Below are 24,486 nucleotides of genomic sequence, written 5' to 3'. Positions count from 1 at the left end.
CCATAATCCGTATGCTAATTTTAAAGCTGCAGAGTAATAATCATGATAGGCACACTATTTAAGAACACAGTTTAAAATTATGTTTAGCGTTAGAAAATAATAATAAACGATTAAATAACTTCAGAGTTATTATGTAAATAGATAATGTTGTTTTTATAGGGGGGAGTGATGTTTGTGATTGTTTTTATAGCTTTAATTTATGGTGTTTTGATTAATTGTTAATGCTTTTATTTGCTTTTGCATGTTTTTCAGGTGAAGGATAGTGTCGGGTTGGTAATATAATAAAGAGTAATAGTTAATTATAGCGCAAGTGATTTATATATCGAATGGTGTCATAGGAGGTATAGTGTTTAATGTGAAAAATATAATATATAACTGCCGTATCTATATAGTGTAATAAATCAACCATAGGAAAAGATACATGGGAGTCAATACTGCTTCTTACGGCCCTCTTAACGAAAGATATGTTACCCGCGTCAAAGAGACACTGGATAAATGCATTAAGGAATATCCACGCACTATGGTTCTTCGGCTGGATTTACATTTCCCTGCTGATAAACAAAAAACATATCGAAAGGATAGTACATTAGTCACTAAGTTTATTGCATCGTTAAAGTCTCAGATTGATGCAGAATATAAACGAAAAGACAAATCCGAAGTGCGGGTTCATAAAACGTCTATTCGTTATATATGGGTGAGGGAAGTAAGCGCATTAAAACATGGAGTGGCATTAGAGAATAATGAACAACAAACTCATTATCACGTTGCTCTGATGTTAAATAAAGATGCTTACGCATATCCTGGTACATTTTACAAACAAGATGGCAGATATGCGCATAACCTGTCGTTTATGATTATGGAGGCCTGGGTAAGAGCTTTAAATTTGCATCATGAAGAAGTGCATGAGAAATATTACCCGTTAGTTCATTTTCCTAAGAACCCTTTCTATCACATTAATAAAAACAGAGAGAATTTTGATGATGAACTTCAGCCAGTTATTGATAGGTTACTGTATTTTGCAAAGATATACACAAAGGAAAATATGGATGGCTATCGTAACTTTGGTTGTAGTCAGTCTTAATCAATAAATTAATACTGGGGTGTGAATGTCATGGTGGAGTACTGAGTAATATTAAAATCAACTTAGTACTCCTTTTCATTTCTGATTGATACAGAGAGAAAAGTCATGATACAGACGGCGAAAACAACCTCAATATTAAATGACCAATTCGTTGATATGAAATTCATTACCGGATTCACAGGGTTAACCGATAAATGGTTCTACAAGCTGATTAAAGACGGTGAATTTCCGAAGCCTATCAAACTGGGCCGCAGTTCCCGCTGGATGCAAAGCGAAGTCGAAGCCTGGGTTCAGCAGCGTATCAGTCAGTCGCGAAAGTAATTAAATTCCAGTAATAACAATCAATTAATCGTATCCACTCATTAGGCAGCCTGTAAAGCCCTGTAAGACCATCGAACTATAAATTCAGTAAATTCATCGTGTTAGCCACAATCCCTTCTCAAAACGCCTTACAGTGCGTTTAAACAACATCGACGGGAAAGATGGCATATCGAATAACACGAATAGCTATTTCAAATACCTCATAAACCACAATCATCCAGCATCTGAGAGTGAATAATTATGCATAAGTCCACGTTACACAATCTGAAGTTATACCTGGCTCTCGACAGTGACGGTCATTACGTGATTTCGAAAGAAATGAAAAACGCTTCCGATGCTCAGTGGTTCTGTCCCTCCTGCTCTTGCCCTGTGAAACTCCACAACGATACTTCGGGAGAAAATGCCTGGTTTGTACACAACCTCGATGAGGCAACTAAACCGCTATTGGCAAATTGTGGTTATCTCAACACTGAAATCAAAAGGCGTGTCTTCATCCTGCGGTTACGCGCGATGATTGACGAACTGGAGACGTTGACAGCAACGCGGTACTGGTTCTGCGTATGGTGCAAGGCGCATTATGAAGGGGAGAAACACTGTAAAGCCTGCAACACAGGAATATACAGCATCAGCCATGGCGACTGGTGCTGGAATTATAATCAGAAGGAAAATGCATCAGAAATCAGCGACCATACAGTCACCAACATAAATCATTATCACCAGACAGCCTGTACCCATCCTGACTGCGTTAACCGGATTAACCCTTACGTTTCCCTGCCCTGAGCGTGAAAATCGTTCACAGCGTATTTCACTGGCGACAGGAATGAACTTACCTCATTGTTTTATTTAATTATTTATTAAATAGAGGGGAGGGAGTATCCGTTATAAAAACTGTGTGGAACTGAATGTCCAGCAAGCTTCATCCTGTACCATTGGGTAGGAGCTCTGCATAAGGTCAAAACACTGGAGGAAAGGACACCAGGTCACGTGGTTGAATGGCTTGCCGGGATAATGCTGCTGAAAGGCTTCACGAAAAGACTCATTCAGCAACCCCGTATTGACGATGCTGGCCCGGCAGAATAATTGTTCCAGAACAGCCTCGACAGTCTGGCCCTGCTGCCTGGCAAGCTCCTGGAGCACCTTGTTGACCATGACGGTGTATTCTTTCTTGTGACTCATACCGTTATCCCTTCCTTTTGCCAGTCATAATCTCAGGGCTAAACACCGCATTCAGGCCTCCTTGCTGAAAAGCCATGATAATACTGGATTTATCTTCCGTATCCAGAGCGTCAAAAATCAGAGTCCACCACTTTTTAGTTTCTTCTTCTGAAAAGCGTTTCTGCTTAGCGTTATCCGTAAAGGGATCACCTTCACCGGTAATGAGCCAGGTCAGAGAACGCCCCGTGCAGGCAGCAATCATAGCCACACTGTCGATACCCGGCACGGTATCGGTTTTAAGGTATTTCCTCATGGAGGCTTCGGAAACCCCACAATCCCTGGCAAACGAGGCGACAGACTGTTTCCCGATAACAGTTTTGAGGCGCTCACCAAAGTGCTCAGGTCTTTTTGGCAGAGGATGTTCTCCCCAAGTCATCTTATTCTGATAGCTCTCCATACGAATTTACAACCTCATTGCATTCTAACCATTTCAGATTAATTATTATCATTAAAGCGTAATAAAGTAATCAAAAAACGCTTTAATCAATCGAAACTAGCAAATATCCAGAATTTAGTACGTGAAATTTTCAATAAACTCACTCAATAAGTAACATGCAACTCTCCAGTATGACGCCTCTCGCTGGCCTAAAAATGAGATTTATATGTAATAAATTTAAATTCAGTTGACTTCATCGTGTGGTTCGATACACTCATCATACACATTGTAATTTAAGTTTATTCAATGAAAACTGAGCCAGTCCCCTATTCCACCGTTGCTTCATTTACGCCCGGCGCCCATGTCAGTCGCATCAGACAGAATGATGAGGCTAAAGCATGTCGTTTTTACGCGACCGAGCAGTTTATGAGTGACTGCTGGCAACCGGGTAATACCATCAACGGTGATAAAGAACAGGTTGTGCGCCCCACTCAGGCTGTTCTGTCAGTCAGGACGGGAGATGTGGTCATTAGCCTGATTCATGGTAAGGCCGCTATCGTCAGCCCCGAGCATGCCGGCCGTCTGCTCAGTAATAACTATGTCAGGGTCGAGGTTGACGGCAGTAAGGTTGTTCCGGCGTGGTTTGTCTGGCACTTCAACGAAAGCAAAGAAAGTCGCCGCCAGCAGGCGCTGGCAACGCAGGGGTCAACGTTTGTCTTGCGTTTGTCTCTTACTGAGGTACGTCAGTTTACTGCAACGCTGCCTCCTCTTCATAAGCAGAAGGCAATCGGTGGGCTCTATCTGGCCACCATTGAAAAACGCCATTACCAGGAGCGCCTGGCCGTCCTTAACGAACAACAGATCCTGAGCCAACTCAGTGATATGATTCAGTAATTATCCCTTAACCGGGACTTACAAGAACAACAGGAAGAAGTATGTCGCCCCAGATTGAAGCACAGAATTTAAGTGAACTGCAAAGTCGTCTCTGGAATATTGCTGATACGCTACGTGGTAAGATGAATGCCGATGAATTTCGTGACTATTGCCTTGGTTTCATCTTTTACAAGTATCTTTCGGAGAAGTTTGTCACCTATGCCAACAACATCCTGAAGGAAGACGGGATTAAGTATAACGAGCTGACCGCTGAACATCCGGCTTATCAGGACATCATTGATGCAGTAAAAGATGACAGCATTCGGACGCTGGGTTACTTCTTGCCACCGACAAACCTGTTTCACACCATGGCTCAGCGTGTAGCGAAAGATCAGAAAGGTGCTGGAGAAGGTTTTATCCTCGAAGACCTGGCTACCACTCTGCGCAATATTGAGCAAAGCACCCTGGGCACAGACTCCGCAGATGACTTTAGCAACCTGTTTGAAGACCTGGATTTAGGCTCCAGCAAACTGGGTAATACTGCCAAAGCTAAAAATGAGCTGATTGGTAAGGTTATCACCGAACTCGACAAACTGAGTTTTAATCTGAGTGAAGCCAGTTCTGACATTCTGGGCGATGCTTACGAGTACCTGATTGGTCAGTTCGCATCCGGTGCGGGTAAGAAAGCGGGTGAGTTCTATACACCGCAGCCGGTTTCTACGTTACTGGCAAAAATTGTTACCACACATAAGCTCAAACTGAAAAACGTCTATGACCCGACCTGTGGTTCTGGCTCTCTGTTGCTGCGTGTAAAACGTGAAGCCTCTTCTGTAGGTAAAATCTACGGTCAGGAAATGAATCGCACCACCTATAACCTGGCCCGTATGAACATGATTCTGCATGGTGTTCACTATGCTGACTTTGAAATCATGCAGGAAGATACGCTGGAGCACCCGCAGCATACACATCTGAAATTTGATGCGATTGTCGCAAACCCACCGTTCTCGGCCAAATGGAGCGCCAGCCCGCTGTTTATGAACGATGACCGTTTTGCGCAATACGGTAAGCTCGCACCGTCCAGTAAAGCGGATATGGCGTTTGTGCAGCATATGTTCTATCACCTGGAAGATGATGGCACCATGGCGGTGGTTTTGCCCCATGGCGTTCTGTTCCGTGGAGCGGCAGAAGGACACATTCGCAAGTTCATGATTGAGAAGCTGAACTGCATTGATGCAGTCATCGGGTTACCCGCCAATATCTTCTATGGCACAAGTATCCCAACCTGTGTGCTGGTGCTGCGTAAGTGTCGCAAGTACAACGACGGTATTCTGTTTATTGACGCAAGCAACGACTTTGAGAAGGTGAAAACCCAGAATCGCCTGCTGCCGGAACATATCGACAAGATCGTAGATACTTACAACGACTGGAAAGCCCAAGAGAAGTACAGCCATATTGCGACGCTGGAAGAAATCTGCAACAACGATTACAACCTCAATATCCCGCGCTATGTCGATACTTTTGAAGCGGAAGAAGAGATTGATCTCAATGCCGTAGCGCAAGAGATTCGTGAGCTTGAAGGTAAGGTGGCGGAGATCGATAAAACTATTGCTGGATTCTGCAAAGAATTGGGAATTGAAGTACCGTTTACAGTGGCTGAGAGGGATAAGTGATGGTGCCGAAGCTACGATTCAAAGAGTTTGATGAACAATGGAAAGAAAAAAAGCTAGACAATCTCTTTTCGACATTTAAAAGTGGGAAGAGTATTACTTCTGAGGCAATATACCCGTTGGGTAGTTATCCTGTTTATGGTGGTAATGGTTTAAGAGGATATACTGATCAATATACGCATTCTGGTGAATACTTTCTAATTGGCCGACAAGGTGCATTGTGTGGAAATGTTAATATTGTCAATGGTGAAGTCTATATTTCAGAACATGCCATTGCCTGCCAAGCTAACACTGAAAATGATACTGGATTTCTCGCTCAAAAATTAAGGCACCTAAATCTTAATAGAATATCAGAGTCATCTGCACAACCAGGACTTTCTATAGATAAGCTAAAAAAAATAAAAATAGCAGTTCCAAAAGCAAAAGAGCAAAATAAAATCGCCGTTTTTTTTTCCTCTGTCGACAATAAAATCACACTATTGGAAAAACAGTACGAACTGCTATGTAAATACAAAAAAGGCATGATGCAGAAACTTTTTAATCAGGAGTTTAGATTCAAAGATGATAATGATGAGGAGTTTCCTGATTGGGACTACGTTAATGCAGGCGAGTTATTTAAGAATAGTAGCAATAAAAAACATGATGGTGATCTGCCCATTTTAGCAGTGACACAAGAATATGGTGTTGTTAACAGAGATAGTATAAATATTGATATAAAAAGTAGCCAGGCCAGTATTAATACATATAAAAAAATTGATGCTGGGGATTTTGTTATTAGTTTGCGTTCATTTCAAGGTGGGATTGAGTACTCGCATCTAGAGGGTATTTGTAGCCCTGCGTATACGGTGCTTAAAAGCACAAAGCTAATAATTGATGGTTTTTATCGATTTTTCTTAAAAAAAGATAGTTTTATCGAGGAACTTAGCCAAACTGTTGTCGGTATACGGGACGGAAAGCAGATAAGTTATCAGGCTTTTGCAAGTTTAGATTTACCTTATCCAAGTTTGTCTGAACAAGCTAAAATAGCCAATTTCCTTTCTATTATTGATGATAAAATAACCGCGAAAAAAATAGAACTAGATAAAGTAAAAAACTGGAAGCAAGGCATGCTCCAGCAGATGCTCGTCTAAATATCTTCTTGCCCGATCGATATCGGGCTTTTATTCCCAGAAAAAGGCTCAATATACCGATGGCAACGCAAAGCGAATACGAGTTAGAAACGCAGCTGGTTAATCAACTGGTTGGTATGCACTATGAACTAGTGAATGTGACCGATGAATCCAGTATGAAAGCCAACCTGCGCAAGCAGATTGAAATTCACAATCGGCTGGAGGCCACCCCACTGACTGACAGCGAATTTAACCGTGTTTTTCTGCATTTGACCAAAGGTAATGAAGTGATCGATCGCGCCAGAATCCTGCGCGATCGCTACCAGTTATTGCGTGATGACGGTACGGAGAAATGGCTTAGCTTTATTAATAAAGATGAGTGGTGCCAGAACGAGTTTCAGGTCACCCGTCAGGTTAAGCAGTTCAACGCTGAGCAAAACACACGCAAAACGCGCTTTGACGTTACGCTGTTGATTAATGGCCTGCCACTGGTACAGATTGAGCTTAAGCGCCGTGGACTGGGCCTGAAAGAAGCCTTTAATCAGATTGACCGTTACCATCGGGATGCATTCTGGGTAGGCAGTGGCCTGTTCCAGTATGTTCAGCTGTTTATTATCAGTAACGGCGTTGATACCAAATATTACGCCAATAATCGTGCGAACCATTTCGAGCAGACCTTCTTCTGGACAGACGAGAAAAATGAATCCATTAAGTCACTGGAGAAGTTTACCGAAGCCTTCCTGAAAGTTTGTCACATTGCAAAAATGATCACTCACTACACGGTGCTGAACGAAACCCGTAAGTGCCTGATGGTCATGCGACCCTATCAATACTACGCCTGTGAAGCGATGATCCGCCATGTTAAGGACAGCCTTCATCTACAGGGCAGGCCCCGCAATGGCTATATCTGGCATACTACAGGTAGTGGGAAAACGTTAACCAGCTTTAAGGCCAGTCAGGTGATCATTTCCATGCCTGAAGTTGATCGGGTTATTTTCGTCGTTGATCGTCGCGATCTGGATTACCAGACAGCCAAGGAATTCAACAGCTTCGCTAAAGACAGCGTAGATACAACCAACAATACCAGTACGCTGATTAAGCATCTCAGGACTAATAACAGCAAACTGACGCTGACCACTATTCAGAAACTAAACAATGCCATTACTCATGAAGGCTATAAGACACAGCTGGAGCACCTGCGAAAAGAGCGGATTGTCTTTATCTTCGACGAGTGCCATCGCAGCCAGTTCGGTGACACGCATAAAGCTATCGTAAATTTCTTTGAAAATGCGCAGCTGTTTGGCTTTACCGGGACGCCGATTTTTGCCGACAACGTCAATATTACTAATGGCATCAAACAGACCACTGAGACGTTGTTTGAAAAATGCCTGCACAAGTATGTCATTGTCGATGCGATTCGTGATGAGAACGTCTTACGTTTTGCCGTGGAGTATGTGGGGACCTATCGCCGCAAAGAGACCAGCAATGAGATCGACATCAATGTGGAGGATATCGACACCAAAGAAGTCATGGAAAGCGAGATCCGGCTGGGCAAGATAACCGACTATATTCTGGCTCACCACAACGCCAAGACCCGAAACCGCGAGTTTACCGCAATGTTTTGCGTGGGATCGGTGGACATGCTGATTAAGTACTACAACCTCTTTAAAGATAAACAAACAAAGCTTCAGCAGGTCGATCCGGATTACAAGCCGCTGCGTATCGCAACAATCTTTACTTATGCCGCCAACGAAGCGGACAAAAGCGATAAGGAAGCGGTTAACGGCTTACTGGATGAAGAAGATATCAGCCTGCCTCAGGGCGGGAAAATCGATATCTCCAGTAGGGACCATCTGGACAGCTCCATCAAAGATTACAATACGCTGTATGGCACCAGCTATTCAGCTAATGATTCGCAAAGCTTTTACAATTATTACAAAAACATTGCCCAGCGAACCAAAGAGAAAGGCATCGATATCCTGCTGGTGGTCAATATGTTCCTGACGGGATTTGATAGTCCCAGCCTTAATACGCTTTACGTGGATAAAAACCTGCGTTTTCACGGGCTAATACAGGCATTCTCCCGTACCAACCGTATTCTTAATGAGAAGAAAAGCCACGGTAACATCGTCTGCTTCCGCAATCTCAAGAAAGCCACTGACGATGCTATCGCACTGTTCTCGAATAAAGACGCCTCCTCAGTCGTGCTAGTTAAACCTTTTGAGGAGTACCTGAGCGACTATCAGGCTGCTGTAGATACCCTGTTGACCCTGACACCTACAGTGGAAAGCGTGGACAACCTCCCTGATGAAAAAGCTCAGCTTGCTTTTGTGACGGCTTTCCGCGACATGATGCGACTGAAGAATATCTTGGAGAGCTTTGCTGATTTTGATGAAGTGAGTAAGCCTTTATCAGATCAGACTCTTGCCGATTACACCAGTAAATATCTCGATATTTATGACAAGGTGAAAAAACGCACTGGCAAAGATAAAGTCTCGATTCTGGATGAGGTCGATTTTGAAGTGTCGCTGATTCATCGTGATGAAATTAATGTCGGCTATATACTGAGACTACTGGCTGGCATCCAGGCTATGCCACCAGAAGCGCAGCAGGAGCAGAAGAAGAAGGTCATGGATATCGTTGACAGTGACGTCACGCTGCGCAGCAAACGCGAACTGATTGATAACTTCATCGAAGAAAACCTGCTGCATGTTTCACATGATGAAGATATTACCCAGGCCTTTGAAACCTACGTTGAACGTGAAAAACGTAAAGCAGTTGCAACGCTATGTGCTGAGGAAAATCTGGATGAAAGTAAAGTTGCTACCTTGCTTGATAACTACCTGTTTACCGATATTGCTCCACGTGAGGATGAAGTAGCCAGGACCCTTACATGGACGCCCAGGATCCTTGAAAGGAAGACGGTCCTTAAACGTGTCTATGATAAGGTTTGTGGCGTGATTAATACCTTTATCAACGGCATGCAGGGTTTTTAAGCGTACTATTTACTATGAGTAGTGAACCACCAGATAGATAAGGGGCCTGACGATGTCTGTGAACTGGACTAAAGCTGAGTTTTTTAAATGCGCTTTGCAGGTAAACCCTGCGGGCTATAACAAATATCGCGGCAAAGAATCACTCAGCGAAGAGGTCTACAACCAGCAGCTGCTGGAGGCATGTCTTGAAGCTGGGGTTCAGGTTGTTGGTATTGCTGATCATGGTGCTGTGGATGCGGTGGACAGACTTCGTCAGCTCTTTAATGAACATGGTATTGTTGTTTTTCCTGGTTTTGAGATTTGCTCCAGTGAGAAAATTCATTTTGTTTGTTTGTTTGATGAAAATCGGACAGTGCAAGAGCTGGAACGTTATTTGAGTAATTTGGGGTATGAAGACCCCGATGACTGTATTTCACCATCAAAGCTCAGTGCTGTGCAGATCATTGAAAAAGTAGATGATCTGGAGGGATTTATTTTTGCAGCGCATAGCACTCATGATAATGGTGTACTGAAATGCCGTATGAACCATGTATGGAAAGAAAGAGCATTGTTGGCAGCGCAGATTCCTGGAACGGTTGATGACTTAAAAGGGGTTGAGGATGATTTTTACCGGAAAGCCATCCTGAATAAACTCCCTGATTATCGTCGTGAGCGGTCTATTGCCATTATCAACGCAGCAGATGTTGCTCAGCCTGAAGAAATTAAAACAGCAGGAGCATCTTGCCTGATAAAAATGACCAAGCCATGTTTTTGCTCATTTAAACAGGCATTTTTAGATCCTGAATCACGGGTGCGCCTGAATGCAGATAAGCCGCATAGCTATGCTTCGGCAATTGAAAATATCCGTTTTATTGGTGGGTATTTGGATGAGACCAATATTACTTTTTCCGACCATCTTAATGCTGTAATTGGTGGTCGCGGAACAGGTAAATCGACTTTGCTGGAGGCTATTCGTTTCGCCTTGGGTAAACAGTCTTTTGGTGATTCAGCACAAAAGCAGCATAGCGCAATTATTAAGAGCAACCTGGGGAATGGTGCTCTGGTCCAACTGAAGGTCCGCTCTGCTGCAATGCAGGGGCGTGCATTTACCATTAGCCGCAAATTTGGTGGGCAATCCATCGTAACGGACAATGAAGGTAATGTGTCTCCTTATTCTCCGGATGATTTACTTCCTGGGCTGGAGTTATACGGTCAGAACGAAATTTACGAAATGACTCGTGATGCGCAGAGCCGCAATCATTTAGTGGAGCGGTTTCTTGAAGGTGACCATAACCAGTTCGATGTGATTATCAACAAAGCGTTGACTCGCCTTGGAGATAGCCGCCTGACTATACTTAATGCTCTAGAGCAAAAAGCGGAGGCAGAGCTTGAAGTTGCACGTCTGCCCAAATTACTGGAGCAGGAGGAACAATTTAAACAACTTGGTCTGGATGAAAAACTCAAAATCGTTCCCTTGCTGGAAAAAGAAAAGCAGCTTAGTTCACGCCATCAGGAAGAATTGTCCAGAGTAAAGGATGCTCTTCTAACATTAAAAAATAGCCTCCCCGATCTAGCTTATCTCAGCGATGCGGTGATCAATGTTCTGCCGCATCAGCCTCTTCTTATCCAACAGCGTGATGTACTCCAGCGGGTGCAGGAGCAGACGGCGGTATTAGTCCAGCAACTGGATGAGGTTGTTCAGCATTCATCAGCAGAGCTTGCTCCTTTACAAAGCGAGCTATCAGGTTTAATCGGTGCAGAAGAAGCTCAACTTGAAAAGGCTTTTAAAGATATTCCGGCCAGCCAGGGAAAAAGCGGGCGACAAATTGGTGCAGATTATCAAATGTTGTTACGCCAGATTGCTTCTATTCGTCCTAAAGCAACGGCTCTGGAGAATAGGCAAAAACAACTTGATGAGCTATACCTGCAGCGAAAAAGATTACTTCTGGAACTTATCCAGGCGCGTTCTCAACGTTCCGCTACGTTGGCGAAATCAGTCAAACGCCTGAACAGAAAACTAGATGAAAAAGTGAGGCTCAATTTGCAGCCAGAAGGCGATCGTCAACCTCTGTTGCATTTTCTGGAGCAATGTAATCTGGAAGGGGTTGGTCCACGGCGGCTTGCTTGGGTGATGGAGCATGATTTTACACCGGAGAATCTGGTTGAGAGTATCCGGTGTGGTGAATTAGCTTTGCATAATGCTGGGTGGGGGATAACGCCGACCGTCGCGCAGGCATTGTTGCGCTTGAGTGAAAAACAGCTTCTGGAACTGGAAGCATTATCACTACCGGATACGATGCAAATTGAGCTGAATGTAATGCATGACGGTGGCGGTGTTCTCTGGCGTCATATTGATGAACTATCTACCGGGCAACAGTGTACAGCTGTCTTGCATTTATTGTTATTGGAAAATCAAGATCCACTGATCCTCGATCAGCCGGAAGATAACCTAGATAACGCATTTATTGCAGAACGCATAGTGACAGAGCTGCGCAAGGCGAAGCTGTCCCGGCAGTTTTTATTTGCAACACATAACGCTAACATACCGGTTTTCGGTGATGCTGAGTGGATTGGTGTATTGAGCGTAGAAGAGGGCAAAGGGCGTATTCTTCCTGAGCAGCAAGGGGCTATTGATTTACCGGAGATCCAACGCTTGGCGGCGAATATTCTCGAAGGTGGTCAAAGTGCTTTTAATCAACGCCGGGAAAAATACGGGTTTAAATAACAGAAAAGCGAGAGTCAGCCATGCTTAAAAGCGAATTACTGGAGATAATTGCTAGCAGAGAAAGCTCCGGAGTTGAGTTTAAGCGTGATGATACACGCCTTCCAATTTCCTTCGACAATATACCCCCCAACAAATACAGAAGAAAAAACAAAAAGAAGAAAGTAGATGCTCCCCTGTAACGGCGAGCATCTACTTTCGTCAGACAATCTATTCGGCTGTTTTCTTACTATAAATAATGTTGTGTTTCTGCAACTCTGATTCCATAGCATTAATGCAATAAACAATATAATATATGCTAAAAATAAACGTGTAGAATGGACTCATCTTCAATTCAAATTTAAATTTAAATTTATTTAAAGCATAAGCCTGTAAGGCTGTTTTAGCTTTAAAAGCCCAAACGATAATCATTACAGCTGAAGAAAACGACAGGATATTTGCCACCTGGTCTAATATCGTTATATCATCACTAATAGCGATACCAATATCTGACAATAACCATCCTAATCCAGTAACAATGGCCAGCCAAAGAGGAAAGTCTTTTGCAATAAATTGATTATTCATGATTTCAGTTAGTTTTGACTGATTCAGATATAACCACATCATGGGGTAAATACCACCGGTTACAACAGTCAGCAATACAAAATTCATTACCTTTGTATTTATTTCAATTTTTAGTTCATTAACATTTTCCACTTATCTATTCCTCTATTTTCAATCATCATCATATAAAATTTATTAAGCCAATTATTTACCACGATAAATTAATATTTTCATTGGAAAGAAAAACTAATCACACAGTTTTGTTTACAATATAAAGAGTCTATGGAGATAAATAAAAATTACTAATTCAATTGTTCTGAGATAGCTAATAGTCCAAGTAACCAACCGATAAACTGAGGCCCAATGGACCAGAATATTTTAGCTTTAAATATTCCTATAGTACCTTCACGAGTATATATAGCATCGGGTATTAACCATTGCCGAACAATATCACTAATTAACATCCCTAAACCTGGACCAACTGTTAACCAAAACAGTATTTCGATACCATGCCAAAAACTATAAATATTTTCCGTTGATGAAAATACATTAAATAAGACAACAACTAATGACAGAGTAAATGAGATGGTTAAATGTTTTATTGCTGTAAACCGCATATAAATATCCTCACGTTTTTAAATAAACGTCGATAAATCATATCTATTCTTCACGTACACATTGTTTCATGGAGTTCGTCATGTTTTGCTCAAAACCACGTGGTGCAATTGCTTTTTCTTCGCCAATAGCCTTGAGTAATTTAGAAGGATAAATAGCGTTCATTTTTTCCCATGTACATGAACATATAGATCCATTACGTGTTGCAAGCTTACAACTAAGCATAAACTTTCTTTTCTCTGGCGAGTCACAACCTGTGAGTATTACTGCGATAAGTGGGATAAATATGATAAGAGACTTTTTGAAATTATTAATTTTAAAATATGTAGTTTTCACTGTAATTCCTTGTATATATTTACGTTCTCAATTTGATTTGATATATAGAAATATGGCGTATTTTTTCTTACTAAAAAATTATTCCGGGTGAATTTCATCAAATGGCAGGTATATACCTTCTTTACTAGAGGCAGTTTTTTTACGTTGATTGCTATAACGCTCGGGCCAAATATCCTCTGGTTTAAGTTTAAGAGCTGATGCAATAATCCTCTCTCCTCTCGGGTAAGGTCGTGCTAACGCGTTCTTTAGCGAATCAGGTTTAAGTCCTGCCTGAACAGACAATTCACGCATTGTTACGCCTGATTTATGAAGCGCAGCAACAATATCGATTCGATTCCAATTTTTACGAAGATCTTCATTTATGTTATCCATTCGATTATCCTGAATTCTTAATCTGTGCGGATAATCCGCGCAGATTTGTTAACAAATCAATTATTGATCTTTAAATAGAAAGATTCAACAAATTTTAGATCTTTTTATAGATCGTCATGTGTCTACGATGTGGAGAAGCCTATGGATACTGATGAAAAAAATGGCCATATGCATAATGGAAAAAATAAAACCTCTTTTAAAGAAAGACTTAGGCAGTTGATTGGGGATAGAAGCCTGAGGTCAGCAGCAAAAGCTTGGGGTCTGCCTTACTCGACCTTAAACAATTATCTTGAGAAAGACACAACACCATCTCTATATATAGCTCTAAATATATCTAAAATAGAAAATGTATCGCTTGAATGGTTAGCTGCCGGTGAGAGGGGGGAAGAAAATCAAGCTCCGTATCACAGAGAAAAAGCCACGAATGATGATACAAAGATGGCATGGCAATTAATGTTTGACATGCTGGAGCCAGAAGAGGTGAATGCCTTGCTGCGGCTGATACACCGTAAAGGCGTCGAGCATATTCTAAAGTGTCATTGTGATTCAGAATAGTAGACACATGTGGCTGATATAGTTGCATGTTTTGGTATGCCCGCCACTACGACTCCTTCCCGTGTTGGGTACGGAGATTTTACATTCTTTTATTAATTTCAATTAAGACTGAACACTCGATTTAGTCAAATGTACATTCACAGTCACGACATTCATAACGATCAAACACTATTCCATCCAAAGCCGCACCAGTCACCGCTCCTGCAACAGCTCCCGCTAAAAAGCGTCCAAATAACGCCCCTACAGCAGCTCCTGCAATTGTACCGACAACTGGGATAGCAGAACCTATAGCCGTCCCGCTTAATGCGCCTGAAACGCCGCCTGCGACGGCTCCAGTTTTCTTACCGAGATGACGTTCACGAATACGGGTAGAATCGCAGGCTGGGCAACAAATGTAATTTTCCATCATGATTTCCTTTTAGGTTGATTAATAAGCAAAAAAGCCCCTGTCCGTGAGGACAGAGGCTTTCAGTGGTATAAATTTATTGAATAAGACGTATTACGATAAGTTTCTGGCGATGATTACTTAAAGGGATTATTCACTTTGGCATAATCAAAAGGTGAGATGGCTTTTTCTCTATTTGCATCAAGAAAATCCGCCCACCACTGCAACATCAGCTTGCGCTCATCCAAGTGTTCCGCTTTATGGATATACGCCGCCCGCACCGAGTTACGTTCCATATGGCTCATCTGCCTTTCAACCGCATCCTTCGACCATAGTCCTGACTCAATTAACGAACTACAGGCCATTGTACGGAAGCCGTGGCCGCAAACCTCAACCTTAGTGTCATATCCCATCACCCGTAGCGCACTGTTTACGGTGTTTTCACTCATTGGCTTACGCGGATCGTGATCGCCAATAAAAATGAGTTCATGTTCGCCGCAGAACTGTTTTATCTGTTTCAGGATCGCCAGTGCCTGCTTTGAAAGCGGCACCAGATGAGGTGTACGCATCTTTGATCCTCGCTGAGAATGTTTCACGCCGGGAATAGGCTCTCGCTCAGGCGGGATGGTCCACATTGACGTTTCAAAATCGATCTCTGACCAGCGAGCAAAACGAAGTTCACTGGATCGAATAAAGATAAGCAAAGTGAGCTCGGTTGCCCAACAGGTTAGTGGCCTACCAGTGTAGCCATCTATTTTCTGGAGTAATTCAGGGATGCGCTTTAACTCCAACGCCGGACGATGCTGTCGATTACTAGAAGCAACCGCTCCCGCCATCTCCTGCGCCGGGTTGTAATCAATTAACCCGCTTTGCACTGCATAACGCATGATGGCCGTGGTGCGCTGTTGAAGACGGGAAGCCACTTCAAGACGTCCAGATGTCTCTACGGCTTTAATGGGAATTAACAGATCGCGGGTACCCAGCTCAGTAATATTGCGAGTGCCAATTGCCGGGAAGATATTGTCCTCAAGGCTCCTTTTTACGCGATTAGCATGATCTTCCGACCATTTCTGATTGGTAATGAGCCACTCTCTGGCAACCTTCTCGAAAGTAATAATCTCTTTCGCCTGCTCTTCTTTCACAGCACGTTTATGCTCACGAGGATCGATACCAGCAGCTACCAGCTTTCTGGCTTCTTCCCTTTTCTTCCTGGCATCCGCCAGCGAAACATCCGGGTAAACGCCGAACGCCATCAAATGCTGTTTACCGCCAAAACGGAAACGAAATCGCCAATACTTTGAGCCGTTAGGTTTTACAAGTAAGGACATTCCGTCGCCGTCAACAAGTGAATACTCTTTCTCCTCAGGTTTTGCAGAACGAACTTTAGTATCCGTTAGGGCCATGATGGGCCTCCTTCCATTGGTATCTCGTGAGTATACAAACAATATCGAATCGGCAAATATACTCATTAGTATACTCACAAGCTTATTGATGTGGATTGACTCAGGTTGATTTCAGTTGAGGAGAAAATCGTGGAAAGCCTTGTATAGCGCGGATTTCAGACATAAAAAAAGACCTCAGTTGAGGTCTATTTACGTACTTTTGGTGCCGAAGGCCGGACTCGAACCGGCACGTATTTCTACGGTTGATTTTGAATCAACTGCGTCTACCGATTTCGCCACTTCGGCACGAAGGGGTACGCGGATAACGGTGGGGATTATACCCGTCATCTGCGGTGTTGCAAGTAGCATGGTGGATAAGTTGTATTAAGTGCGTAAATTTTCAGCGAAATACCTTATATGCCCTTCTTTCCTGGGGTATCGCACCCTTTGTTATCGTGATTTAGCAAGGCAATGTTCTACACTATTTAGAATAACCCAGGAGAGGAAGCACAAATGTCTATTACCAAAAGTTATGCAGCACCTGCTGCAGGTGCTGAGTTAGAACTTTATGAGTTTGATGCAGGTGCGCTACTGCCTCAGGATATTGAGGTTGAGGTTGAGTACTGCGGGATCTGTCACTCGGATTTGTCGATGATCGATAACGAATGGGGTTTTTCACAGTATCCTCTGATCGCCGGGCATGAGGTTATTGGCCGGGTACATGCGCTGGGTAGTGAAGCGCAGAATAAAGGTCTGAAAGTGGGTCAGCGAGTCGGGATCGGCTGGACGGCACGTAGCTGTGGTCACTGTGATGCCTGTATTAGCGGGAGTCAGGTGAACTGCCAGAGCGGGAGTGTGGCAACCATCGTCAACCGGGGTGGGTTTGCCGATAAGATTCGTGCGGACTGGCAGTGGGTCATTCCATTGCCAGAAAGCATTGATGCGGCATCTGCGGGGCCATTGTTGTGTGGTGGGATTACGGTGTTTAAACCGTTGCTGATGCATAATGTCACCGCTACCAGCCGAGTTGGTGTGATTGGCATTGGTGGCCTGGGGCATATTGCGATTAAGCTGCTGCATGCGATGGGCTGTGAGGTCACCGCATTCAGTTCTAATCCAGCCAAGGAGCAAGAAATCCTCGGGATGGGTGCGGATCGTGTGGTGAACAGCCGGGATCCTGAGGCATTAACGGCTCTGGCGGGCCAGTTTGATTTGATCATTAATACCGTCAATGTGAGTCTCGACTGGCTTCCCTACTTCACAGCACTGGCATGGGGTGGGAACTTCCACACTGTTGGTGCCGTCATGACTCCAATCCCTGTTCCTGCTTTTGCTTTAATTGCCGGGGATAAGAGTGTGTCAGGATCATCGACAGGGTCTCCTAATCAGCTACGGGCGTTAATGAAATTTGCAGGTCGGACTAAAATTGAGCCGCAAATTGAGCTCTATCCAATGTCAAAAATTAACGATGCGCTGCGCCACGTGCGTGACGGTAAAGCGCGTTATCGGGTGGTATTAAAGGCGGATTTTAACTGATTATTTAAGGCTTATCCGCTTAATGCCGGATGAATGGCATTAAGCGGAGTGCACTGAAGGTCAGATTATTTTACCAAGTCAGCAAAGACGGCGGCTACCGCAGCCGCACCAGGGTCGATCACCCCGTCTAAATTTTTACTGTTCACATAAGATGATCGGCCAGCGCCCGCTTTTTGCATTGTGGCCGTCGCGGCGGCACCTGTTGCTGCTGCCTCCGCGGCAGCTTGCAGGGAACCTGTTTTCAGGGCTTCCAGCGCGGGTTGTAATGCATCTATCATGGTTCGATCCCCGGGCTGGGCGCCACCATAATGCTTCATCTGATCCAGGCCAGCGATAAGGGCCTCGGCAATCGGGACTTGTGCCCTGATTTTTTGCCCGGCAGCAGTAAAAAATATGGACATCAATACCCCACTTGATCCTCCCATCACCGTCGCCAGACGCTCACCAATACGCTCAAGTAATGCAGCCGTATCGTTGAGGGGGAGCTCCCCCTGCGTATTGAGGTTGGCAATGTCCCGCGCTCCTTCGGCAAAAGTTGAGCCGGTGTCACCGTCGCCGACTTTGGCGTCAAGATCATTCAGATGAGCTTCATTGCTAATCAGGCTCTGTGTAACAGAGGTAACCCAGGCTTTTACCTGAGGGTTGTCAGAGGGGGGGGTGGCCACGTCATCATGCACCATTCTCACTTTCTGGCGTGCCATAGGCTCATATTTTACCAGAGGTTGCCAGCCAGCGGTTTCGACATCAGAGGATAACGCCGCAATAACGTCCGGGGTCAGCTTAATGGCTGAAAGTGAGAACCCTTTCATATCAAGCGCTGTTACCAAATCAGCCGGCCCAATTAAATACTGAATTTGTCCGGCAATTTCAGAATCAAACAGCGTCTTAGTGAGTAAAGCCATTTCCAGGGCTGAAACGCCACCAAGGTTATTAACCAGCATGGCTAGTGGGGCTTCTGTACCGGTGGCTTTACGCAGGTGTTCTACCAGCATGGCAATCACTTTGACGCTATTTTGAGTATCAAGGGTGGTGACCCCAGGCTCGCCATGGATGCCTAAACCCAGCTCAACCTGACCGCTTTTGATACGTTCTTCTTCACTGTTATTGTCAGGCAAGTGGCAGGTTTGCATAGCAACACCCATGCTGAAAATAGATGAGCAAGCTTGTCTGGCGGCCTGGAAGACTTCACTTAACGGTTTTCCCTGCTCGGCAGCATGGCCCGCAATTTTATGAACTAAAACGGTTCCGGCGATACCCCGCGGCTGTTTGTTATCAGGCAGTGCAATGTCGTCCCCGACAATAACCATCTCTACCTTGAGGCCCGCTTTTTTAGCTTTTTCTGCCGCAAGGCCAAAGTTGAGCCTGTCCCCAGTGTAATTTTTTACAATCAGCAGGCAGCCAGCCGGGCCGGTCATTGCCAGAATCGCATTGAATACTGCATCAACACTGGGGGATGCAAACAGGTCTCCACATACCGCTGCCGTGAGCATCCCTTTGCCAACAAAGCCTGCATGGGCAGGCTCATGACCTGAACCACCACCAGAAATCACCGCAACCTGGCTTTTGTCCCAGTCACTACGCGCCACAATGCGAATAGCAGGATCCATATCCAGCCGTGTCAGATTACGATGGCGAGAACTAATGATAATGCCTTCAATGGCATCGTTGACGAGCTGTTGACGGTCGTTATAGAAGAATCTGGACATAATTTTCCGAAACCTGAGTTGAATATGCTTATAGCATAGACCGTTCCACAGGGAAAAGGGTCACTTTATCAGCAGATTTTCCGGGGAATAACCCTCTTAATGCCACTATTCCCCTGGTAACAGCATAAAAAACGGCATCTTATAGATGCCGTTTTTTATCTGACTGGCAGAAACTAATTAGAGCGTTTGATTAGTAGCCACAGGCTCAATAACAGGAAACTGGCGCTGGGTAACAACGCCCCCAGGATCGGGGGAATATGGTAAACCAGACTGAGGGGGCCAAAAATCTGGTCGAGAACATAGAACAGAAAACCAAAGCTGATCCCGGTCACGACCCGGACGCCCATCGGCACACTGCGTAGTGGGCCAAAGATAAACGACAAGGCCATCAGCATCATAACCGCGACCGAGAACGGTGCGAATATTTTGCTCCACATATTGAGCTGATAACGTCCTGCATCCTGCCCGCTGGCTTTCAGGTAGTTAACATAGTTATAGAGCCCGCTGATGGATAAAGAATCAGGGGATAAGGCAACAACCCCGAGTTTGTCCGGAGTCAGGTTAGTCTTCCACTCACTGCTAACCGTCTGGGAGCCGACAATCTGCAACGGGTTTGTTAAGTCAGACTTGTCGACTTGTGACAGTCGCCATACTTTATTATCCGGGTCATACTTGGCCGATAACGCATAACGAATCGACTGTAAATGTCGCTGTGAGTCAAAGCTATAGATGCTGACACCAGACAACTCAGCGTTATCTTTTACCCGTTCAATATAGATAAAATCGTGCCCATCTTTTGCCCACAAGCTATTCTGAGTTGATAACACAGAGCCACCCAGTAACATCTGTGCCCGATAGCTCCGAGCCATCTGCTCCCCCTGCGGGGCCACCCACTCACCAATAGCCATCGTCAGTATCACCAGCGGCAGCGCTGTTTTCATCACAGATAACGCTATCTGTAAACGGGTATAGCCCGCCGCTTGCATGACCACCAGTTCACTACGCTGTGCCAGCATCCCCAACCCTAATAATGCCCCTAGCAGGGCTGCCATAGGAAAGAAGATTTGAATATCTTTCGGCACACTCAATAACGTGAAGGCCCCCGCGCCCAGAGCAGAGTAGTTGCCCTCGCCGGTTCTTTTTAACTGATCAACAAACTTAATAATTGCCGACAGTGAGACCAGCATGAACAGCGTCATCAGTATGGTATTGAGGATAGTTTTACCAATATAACGGTCCAGTACCCCAAACATTTATACCACTCCTTTGCTGCTAAAGCGGGCACGTACTTTACGCACCGGGACTGTATCCCAAAGGTTTAACACCAGCGCTAATGCCAGATAAAACAAGTTAACGCCCCACATCCCCACTATTGGGTCAATTTTGCCATTCGCCGCACTGGAACGCATTGAGCTTTGTATCAGGAAGAACACCAGATACAGCAGCATCGCCGGTAACATTGACAACACCCTGCCCTGGCGTGGGTTAACCACGCTTAACGGCACCACCATTAATGCCATAATAACCACTGACATAATTAGCGTAAGACGCCATTGCAGCTCAGTGCGGAACTCAGGCTGGCTGTGCCCCCATAATGCGGACATGCTCATCTGGCTGGTATCACCCGGGTCCAGCACCACACTCTGGTGCCCGACAACGGCCTGATAATCTTTAAAATCGGTAATACGGAAGTCACGCAGTAATGCCGTGCCTTCAAAGCGTGTACCCGAGTTTAAGGTGACCACCTGCGAACCATCGGCACGCAAAGAGAGATGCCCTGCGTCAGCAACCACTACGGAAGGCCGAGTATTGCCACTAGGGTTTGTCTGGGCAAGGAACACATCTTCAAAATTCGCGCCTTTCACGTTTTCGATAAACAGTACCGAACGCCCATCTTTGGTTTGCTGAAACTGTCCCTGAGCTAAAGCCGCAACACCGGGATTAGCTTTGGCTTCAGCCAGTACTTCTTCCTGATGGCGGGCAGACCAGGGGCTTAACCAAAGAACGTTGATTGTGGCAATCGCACCAGTAAAAAGCGCGAGGATCATCGCCGCCTTGACCAGGACGGACTTACCCACCCCACAGGCATACATCACCGTTATTTCACTTTCAGTGTATAGTCTCCCAAAGGTCATCAGCAAACCAAGGAACAAACTGAGTGGAAGGATCAATTGCGCCATTTCAGGCACCCCTAAACCTAATAGCGATAGCACTAAATTAGTAGGGATTTCACCGTCTACAGCCGCACCCAAGATCCTCACCAGCTTCTGACAAAAGAAGATCAGTAGCAGGATAAAAAGGATGGCCAATTGGCTCTTGAATGTCTCACGAACCAGATATCTTATGATAATCACATTAAATACACCTGTGAAAACGAGTTCTTTTGCAGGAAAATTGCTTGTTTCATCGCTTATACGTCATTTATTCTCTTTAGTCGTCGAAAACATCGCTAAGATTAAAAAGCCCGGCGAAGTAGCACAACAGGGCAATGTTAAGACGTAACCCAAAACGTATAAAACTATCCGTTAAGATTAACACGAAGTCATCGCAACAGCGGAATGGAGTTACCAAGGCTTTTAATTCTAGCCTTTCCACCCCGCCGTTGTCTTTAAGATTCAGGAGCGTAGTGCATGGAGTTCAGTGTAAAAAGCGGCAGCCCCGAAAAACAGCGTAGTGCATGTATCGTTGTCGGAGTTTTTGAACCGCGTCGACTGTCCCCGATAGCCGAACAACTCGATAAAATCAGCGATGGCTATATCAGTGCCCTGCTGCGTCGTGGCGAGCTGGAAGGAAAGCCGGGGCAAACCTTGTTGCTGCATCACGTCCCTAACGTATTATCTGAGCGCGTCTTGTTAATTGGTTGTGGTAAAGAGCGCGAGCTTGACGAACGTCAGTTCAAGCAAGTGATTCAAAAAACCATCAACACGCTTAATGATACCGGGTCAATGGAAGCCGTTTGTTTCCTTACAGAGCTACACGTTAAAGGCCGTAATACCTACTGGAAAGTTCGCCAGGCGGTAGAAACAGCAAAAGAGACGCTGTATAGCTTCGATCAACTGAAAACCAACAAAAGTGAGCCACGTCGCCCACTGCGTAAAATGGTTTTCAATGTCCCTACTCGCCGGGAGTTAACCTGTGGCGAGCGAGCGATCTCTCATGGCCTGGCTATCTCTTCAGGTATTAAGGCTGCCAAAGATTTAGGCAATATGCCGCCAAATATTTGTAACGCAGCGTATCTGGCTTCTCAGGCACGTCAGCTGGCCGACTCATTCAGCACCCACATCGTGACCCGCGTTATTGGCGAACAACAGATGAAAGAGCTAGGCATGCACTCTTATCTGGCTGTTGGTGCTGGCTCACAAAACGAGTCGCTGATGTCAGTGATTGAATATAAAGGTAATCCCTCCCCTGATGTTCGTCCAATTGTGCTAGTCGGTAAGGGACTCACCTTCGACTCCGGCGGTATTTCAATTAAACCTGCCGAAGGTATGGATGAAATGAAGTACGATATGTGCGGAGCTGCCTCAGTCTACGGTGTGATGCGCATGGTGGCGGAACTGGGTTTACCCATCAATGTGATTGGTGTGCTTGCGGGCTGTGAAAATATGCCCGGAGGCCGGGCTTATCGCCCTGGTGATGTTCTCACCACTATGTCAGGGCAAACCGTTGAAGTTCTGAATACCGATGCAGAAGGCCGTCTGGTACTCTGTGACGTTCTAACCTATGTTGAACGTTTTGAGCCAGAAGTGGTGATTGATGTCGCCACCCTCACGGGGGCTTGTGTGATTGCGCTTGGTCATCATATCACTGGCCTGATGTCGAACCACAATCCACTGGCACACGAACTGGTCAGTGCTTCCGAACAGGCGGGTGACCGGGCCTGGCGTCTGCCGATGGCCGATGAGTTCCAGGATCAGCTGGACTCCAATTTTGCTGATATGGCAAATATTGGTGGGCGTCCAGGCGGGGCAATCACCGCGGCATGCTTCCTGTCACGTTTTACCCGTAAGTATAACTGGGCCCACCTGGACATTGCCGGTACCGCCTGGCGTTCAGGTAAAGCAAAAGGGGCAACAGGTCGTCCCGTTGCCCTGTTATCTCAGTTCTTACTGAACCGTGCCGGGTTTAACGGCGAAGAGTAAGTCAGTGCCACTGATGGCATGATGTTTAGCGGCTTTCCCTGAGAGCCGCTAACACCGTCCGTCGGTTAACCTGATGACGAAGACAATGAGTGATTAATAGGCTGAGACGGGAACCCATGAAGAACACGATATTTTATCTGCTGGACAATGACACCACGCGCAATGGGCTCACTGCTGTTGAGCAGTTGGTCTGTGAGCTGGCGGCAGAAAAATTTCGTGCGGGCAAACGCGTGCTGGTTGCCTGTGAAAATGAGCAGCAAGCGATACGCCTGGATGAAGCGCTCTGGCAACGGGATGTGCAGGCATTTGTGCCGCATAACCTCGCCGGGGAAGGGCCTCGCTACGGGGCACCTGTTGAGCTGGCCTGGCCGGAACGGCGCGGCAGCACTCCCAGAGATATATTAATCTCTCTACTGCCTTGGTTCGCAGATTTTGCCACCGCTTTCCTTGAAGTGATAGACTTCGTCCCTGACGAAGCATCCCAGAAACAACTGGCCCGTGAACGTTATAAAGCGTATCGCGTTGCTGGTTTCCACTTGACTACGGCGACCTATACCCCGCCGGGAACGACATAA

At 45.2% G+C, this 24,486-nt stretch carries 23 protein-coding genes and 1 tRNA gene; 12 read left to right on the top strand and 12 right to left on the bottom strand.

Annotated elements, in window-relative coordinates; all coding sequences use genetic code 11:
* The first annotated feature begins 421 nt into the window (after positions 1–421).
* The 3 genes from JK154_RS15050 (at position 422) to JK154_RS15040 (ending at position 2,182) form a co-directional block, all read left to right on the top strand.
* Complete coding sequence (locus JK154_RS15050; protein ID WP_211993375.1) at positions 422–1,081, top strand: inovirus Gp2 family protein; 660 nt, start codon at positions 422–424, stop codon at positions 1,079–1,081.
* A 105-nt stretch (positions 1,082–1,186) separates the two neighbouring features.
* A complete protein-coding gene (locus tag JK154_RS15045; RefSeq protein WP_211993374.1) occupies positions 1,187–1,402 on the top strand; it encodes an AlpA family transcriptional regulator in 216 nt (71 codons plus the stop codon).
* A gap of 240 nt (positions 1,403–1,642) precedes the next feature.
* On the top strand, positions 1,643–2,182 hold the full coding sequence (locus JK154_RS15040) for a putative zinc ribbon protein (protein WP_211993373.1): 540 nt from the start codon (positions 1,643–1,645) through the stop codon (positions 2,180–2,182).
* 99 nt (positions 2,183–2,281) lie between these two features.
* Here the strand turns inward: JK154_RS15040 and JK154_RS15035 are convergent, their stop codons facing one another.
* Together JK154_RS15035 and JK154_RS15030 are read right to left on the bottom strand one after the other, a co-directional pair.
* Entirely contained in the window at positions 2,282–2,578 is a 297-nt protein-coding gene (locus JK154_RS15035; RefSeq protein ID WP_211993372.1) for a hypothetical protein, read from the bottom strand.
* 4 nt (positions 2,579–2,582) lie between these two features.
* Positions 2,583–3,014, bottom strand: coding sequence for a helix-turn-helix domain-containing protein (locus JK154_RS15030; RefSeq protein ID WP_211993371.1), 432 nt, complete (start codon positions 3,012–3,014; stop codon positions 2,583–2,585).
* 285 nt (positions 3,015–3,299) lie between these two features.
* Between JK154_RS15030 and JK154_RS15025 the strand changes: the two genes are divergently transcribed.
* From JK154_RS15025 to JK154_RS15005, 5 genes are read left to right on the top strand one after another with little or no spacing between them, the layout of a single operon-like run.
* A complete protein-coding gene (locus JK154_RS15025; RefSeq protein ID WP_211993370.1) occupies positions 3,300–3,887 on the top strand; it encodes a restriction endonuclease subunit S in 588 nt (195 codons plus the stop codon).
* 41 nt (positions 3,888–3,928) lie between these two features.
* A complete protein-coding gene (locus JK154_RS15020) occupies positions 3,929–5,536 on the top strand; it encodes a type I restriction-modification system subunit M (protein ID WP_211993369.1) in 1,608 nt (535 codons plus the stop codon).
* A complete protein-coding gene (locus JK154_RS15015; protein ID WP_211993368.1) occupies positions 5,536–6,663 on the top strand; it encodes a restriction endonuclease subunit S in 1,128 nt (375 codons plus the stop codon). Before JK154_RS15020 ends, JK154_RS15015 begins: the two co-directional genes overlap by 1 nt.
* 59 nt (positions 6,664–6,722) lie before the next feature.
* On the top strand, positions 6,723–9,638 hold the full coding sequence (locus tag JK154_RS15010) for a type I restriction endonuclease subunit R (RefSeq protein ID WP_211993367.1): 2,916 nt from the start codon (positions 6,723–6,725) through the stop codon (positions 9,636–9,638).
* 52 nt (positions 9,639–9,690) lie between these two features.
* Positions 9,691–12,342, top strand: a complete 2,652-nt coding sequence (locus JK154_RS15005; protein WP_211993366.1) for a TrlF family AAA-like ATPase — start codon at positions 9,691–9,693, stop codon at positions 12,340–12,342.
* A gap of 207 nt (positions 12,343–12,549) precedes the next feature.
* Here the strand turns inward: JK154_RS15005 and JK154_RS15000 are convergent, their stop codons facing one another.
* From JK154_RS15000 to JK154_RS14985, 4 genes are all read right to left on the bottom strand, one after another.
* The gene (locus tag JK154_RS15000) at positions 12,550–13,035 is read right to left on the bottom strand and encodes a hypothetical protein (protein ID WP_211993365.1); all 486 of its coding nucleotides are present in this window, start codon (positions 13,033–13,035) and stop codon (positions 12,550–12,552) included.
* 149 nt (positions 13,036–13,184) lie between these two features.
* Positions 13,185–13,499, bottom strand: a complete 315-nt coding sequence (locus JK154_RS14995; RefSeq protein WP_211993364.1) for a hypothetical protein — start codon at positions 13,497–13,499, stop codon at positions 13,185–13,187.
* Positions 13,500–13,542: 43 nt separating this feature from the next.
* Positions 13,543–13,833, bottom strand: coding sequence for a hypothetical protein (locus JK154_RS14990; RefSeq protein ID WP_211993363.1), 291 nt, complete (start codon positions 13,831–13,833; stop codon positions 13,543–13,545).
* 78 nt (positions 13,834–13,911) lie between these two features.
* Complete coding sequence (locus tag JK154_RS14985) at positions 13,912–14,205, bottom strand: helix-turn-helix domain-containing protein (RefSeq protein ID WP_211993362.1); 294 nt, start codon at positions 14,203–14,205, stop codon at positions 13,912–13,914.
* A gap of 141 nt (positions 14,206–14,346) precedes the next feature.
* Between JK154_RS14985 and JK154_RS14980 the strand changes: the two genes are divergently transcribed.
* Positions 14,347–14,760, top strand: a complete 414-nt coding sequence (locus JK154_RS14980) for a hypothetical protein (RefSeq protein ID WP_211993361.1) — start codon at positions 14,347–14,349, stop codon at positions 14,758–14,760.
* A gap of 121 nt (positions 14,761–14,881) precedes the next feature.
* On the opposite strand, the gene JK154_RS14975 is transcribed toward JK154_RS14980, so the two are convergent.
* The 3 genes from JK154_RS14975 to JK154_RS14965 form a co-directional block, all read right to left on the bottom strand.
* Positions 14,882–15,169 carry a hypothetical protein gene (locus tag JK154_RS14975; protein ID WP_249215941.1) on the bottom strand — a complete coding sequence of 96 codons (288 nt, stop codon included), beginning with the start codon at positions 15,167–15,169 and terminating at the stop codon, positions 14,882–14,884.
* A 113-nt stretch (positions 15,170–15,282) separates the two neighbouring features.
* The gene (locus JK154_RS14970) at positions 15,283–16,548 is read right to left on the bottom strand and encodes an integrase arm-type DNA-binding domain-containing protein (RefSeq protein WP_211993360.1); all 1,266 of its coding nucleotides are present in this window, start codon (positions 16,546–16,548) and stop codon (positions 15,283–15,285) included.
* A 200-nt stretch (positions 16,549–16,748) separates the two neighbouring features.
* A tRNA-Leu gene (locus tag JK154_RS14965) sits at positions 16,749–16,833 on the bottom strand.
* 207 nt (positions 16,834–17,040) lie between these two features.
* On the opposite strand from JK154_RS14965, the gene JK154_RS14960 reads away from it, so the two are divergent.
* Positions 17,041–18,063, top strand: coding sequence for an NAD(P)-dependent alcohol dehydrogenase (locus tag JK154_RS14960; RefSeq protein ID WP_211993359.1), 1,023 nt, complete (start codon positions 17,041–17,043; stop codon positions 18,061–18,063).
* Positions 18,064–18,128: 65 nt separating this feature from the next.
* Here the strand turns inward: JK154_RS14960 and JK154_RS14955 are convergent, their stop codons facing one another.
* From JK154_RS14955 to lptF, 3 genes are all read right to left on the bottom strand, one after another.
* Positions 18,129–19,769: a dihydroxyacetone kinase subunit DhaK gene (locus JK154_RS14955; protein ID WP_211993358.1), complete on the bottom strand. Its 1,641-nt coding sequence runs from the start codon at positions 19,767–19,769 to the stop codon at positions 18,129–18,131.
* 173 nt (positions 19,770–19,942) lie between these two features.
* Entirely contained in the window at positions 19,943–21,022 is a 1,080-nt protein-coding gene (gene lptG, locus JK154_RS14950; RefSeq protein ID WP_211993357.1) for an LPS export ABC transporter permease LptG, read from the bottom strand.
* Entirely contained in the window at positions 21,023–22,123 is a 1,101-nt protein-coding gene (gene lptF / locus JK154_RS14945; protein ID WP_211993356.1) for an LPS export ABC transporter permease LptF, read from the bottom strand.
* A 276-nt stretch (positions 22,124–22,399) separates the two neighbouring features.
* Here lptF and pepA point away from each other — a divergent pair, with 276 nt between their 5' ends.
* A complete protein-coding gene (gene pepA / locus JK154_RS14940) occupies positions 22,400–23,911 on the top strand; it encodes a leucyl aminopeptidase (RefSeq protein ID WP_211993355.1) in 1,512 nt (503 codons plus the stop codon).
* Between the two features lie 116 nt (positions 23,912–24,027).
* Positions 24,028–24,486, top strand: a complete 459-nt coding sequence (locus JK154_RS14935) for a DNA polymerase III subunit chi (protein WP_211993354.1) — start codon at positions 24,028–24,030, stop codon at positions 24,484–24,486.

It is taken from the genome of Citrobacter sp. JGM124, assembly GCF_018257795.1.
GTDB lineage: Bacteria > Pseudomonadota > Gammaproteobacteria > Enterobacterales > Enterobacteriaceae > JGM124.
Note: the sequence above shows the minus strand (reverse complement) of the source record. Positions and strands in the feature narration are given on the sequence as shown.

Bases quoted from the DNA above. Each gene is read 5' to 3' on its own strand.
- JK154_RS14995 (WP_211993364.1), bottom strand. From the start codon at position 13,499: ATGCGGTTTACAGCAATAAAACATTTAACCATCTCATTTACTCTGTCA.
- lptG (WP_211993357.1), bottom strand. From the start codon at position 21,022: ATGTTTGGGGTACTGGACCGTTATATTGGTAAAACTATCCTCAATACC.
- JK154_RS14980 (WP_211993361.1), top strand. From the start codon at position 14,347: ATGGATACTGATGAAAAAAATGGCCATATGCATAATGGAAAAAATAAA.
- JK154_RS14975 (WP_249215941.1), bottom strand. From the start codon at position 15,169: ATGATGGAAAATTACATTTGTTGCCCAGCCTGCGATTCTACCCGTATT.
- JK154_RS15040 (WP_211993373.1), top strand. From the start codon at position 1,643: ATGCATAAGTCCACGTTACACAATCTGAAGTTATACCTGGCTCTCGAC.
- JK154_RS14960 (WP_211993359.1), top strand. From the start codon at position 17,041: ATGTCTATTACCAAAAGTTATGCAGCACCTGCTGCAGGTGCTGAGTTA.
- JK154_RS15010 (WP_211993367.1), top strand. From the start codon at position 6,723: ATGGCAACGCAAAGCGAATACGAGTTAGAAACGCAGCTGGTTAATCAA.
- pepA (WP_211993355.1), top strand. From the start codon at position 22,400: ATGGAGTTCAGTGTAAAAAGCGGCAGCCCCGAAAAACAGCGTAGTGCA.
- JK154_RS14955 (WP_211993358.1), bottom strand. From the start codon at position 19,769: ATGTCCAGATTCTTCTATAACGACCGTCAACAGCTCGTCAACGATGCC.
- JK154_RS15015 (WP_211993368.1), top strand. From the start codon at position 5,536: ATGGTGCCGAAGCTACGATTCAAAGAGTTTGATGAACAATGGAAAGAA.
- JK154_RS15030 (WP_211993371.1), bottom strand. From the start codon at position 3,014: ATGGAGAGCTATCAGAATAAGATGACTTGGGGAGAACATCCTCTGCCA.
- JK154_RS14935 (WP_211993354.1), top strand. From the start codon at position 24,028: ATGAAGAACACGATATTTTATCTGCTGGACAATGACACCACGCGCAAT.
- JK154_RS15005 (WP_211993366.1), top strand. From the start codon at position 9,691: ATGTCTGTGAACTGGACTAAAGCTGAGTTTTTTAAATGCGCTTTGCAG.
- JK154_RS14985 (WP_211993362.1), bottom strand. From the start codon at position 14,205: ATGGATAACATAAATGAAGATCTTCGTAAAAATTGGAATCGAATCGAT.
- JK154_RS14970 (WP_211993360.1), bottom strand. From the start codon at position 16,548: ATGGCCCTAACGGATACTAAAGTTCGTTCTGCAAAACCTGAGGAGAAA.
- JK154_RS15025 (WP_211993370.1), top strand. From the start codon at position 3,300: ATGAAAACTGAGCCAGTCCCCTATTCCACCGTTGCTTCATTTACGCCC.
- JK154_RS15045 (WP_211993374.1), top strand. From the start codon at position 1,187: ATGATACAGACGGCGAAAACAACCTCAATATTAAATGACCAATTCGTT.
- JK154_RS15035 (WP_211993372.1), bottom strand. From the start codon at position 2,578: ATGAGTCACAAGAAAGAATACACCGTCATGGTCAACAAGGTGCTCCAG.
- JK154_RS15020 (WP_211993369.1), top strand. From the start codon at position 3,929: ATGTCGCCCCAGATTGAAGCACAGAATTTAAGTGAACTGCAAAGTCGT.
- JK154_RS15050 (WP_211993375.1), top strand. From the start codon at position 422: ATGGGAGTCAATACTGCTTCTTACGGCCCTCTTAACGAAAGATATGTT.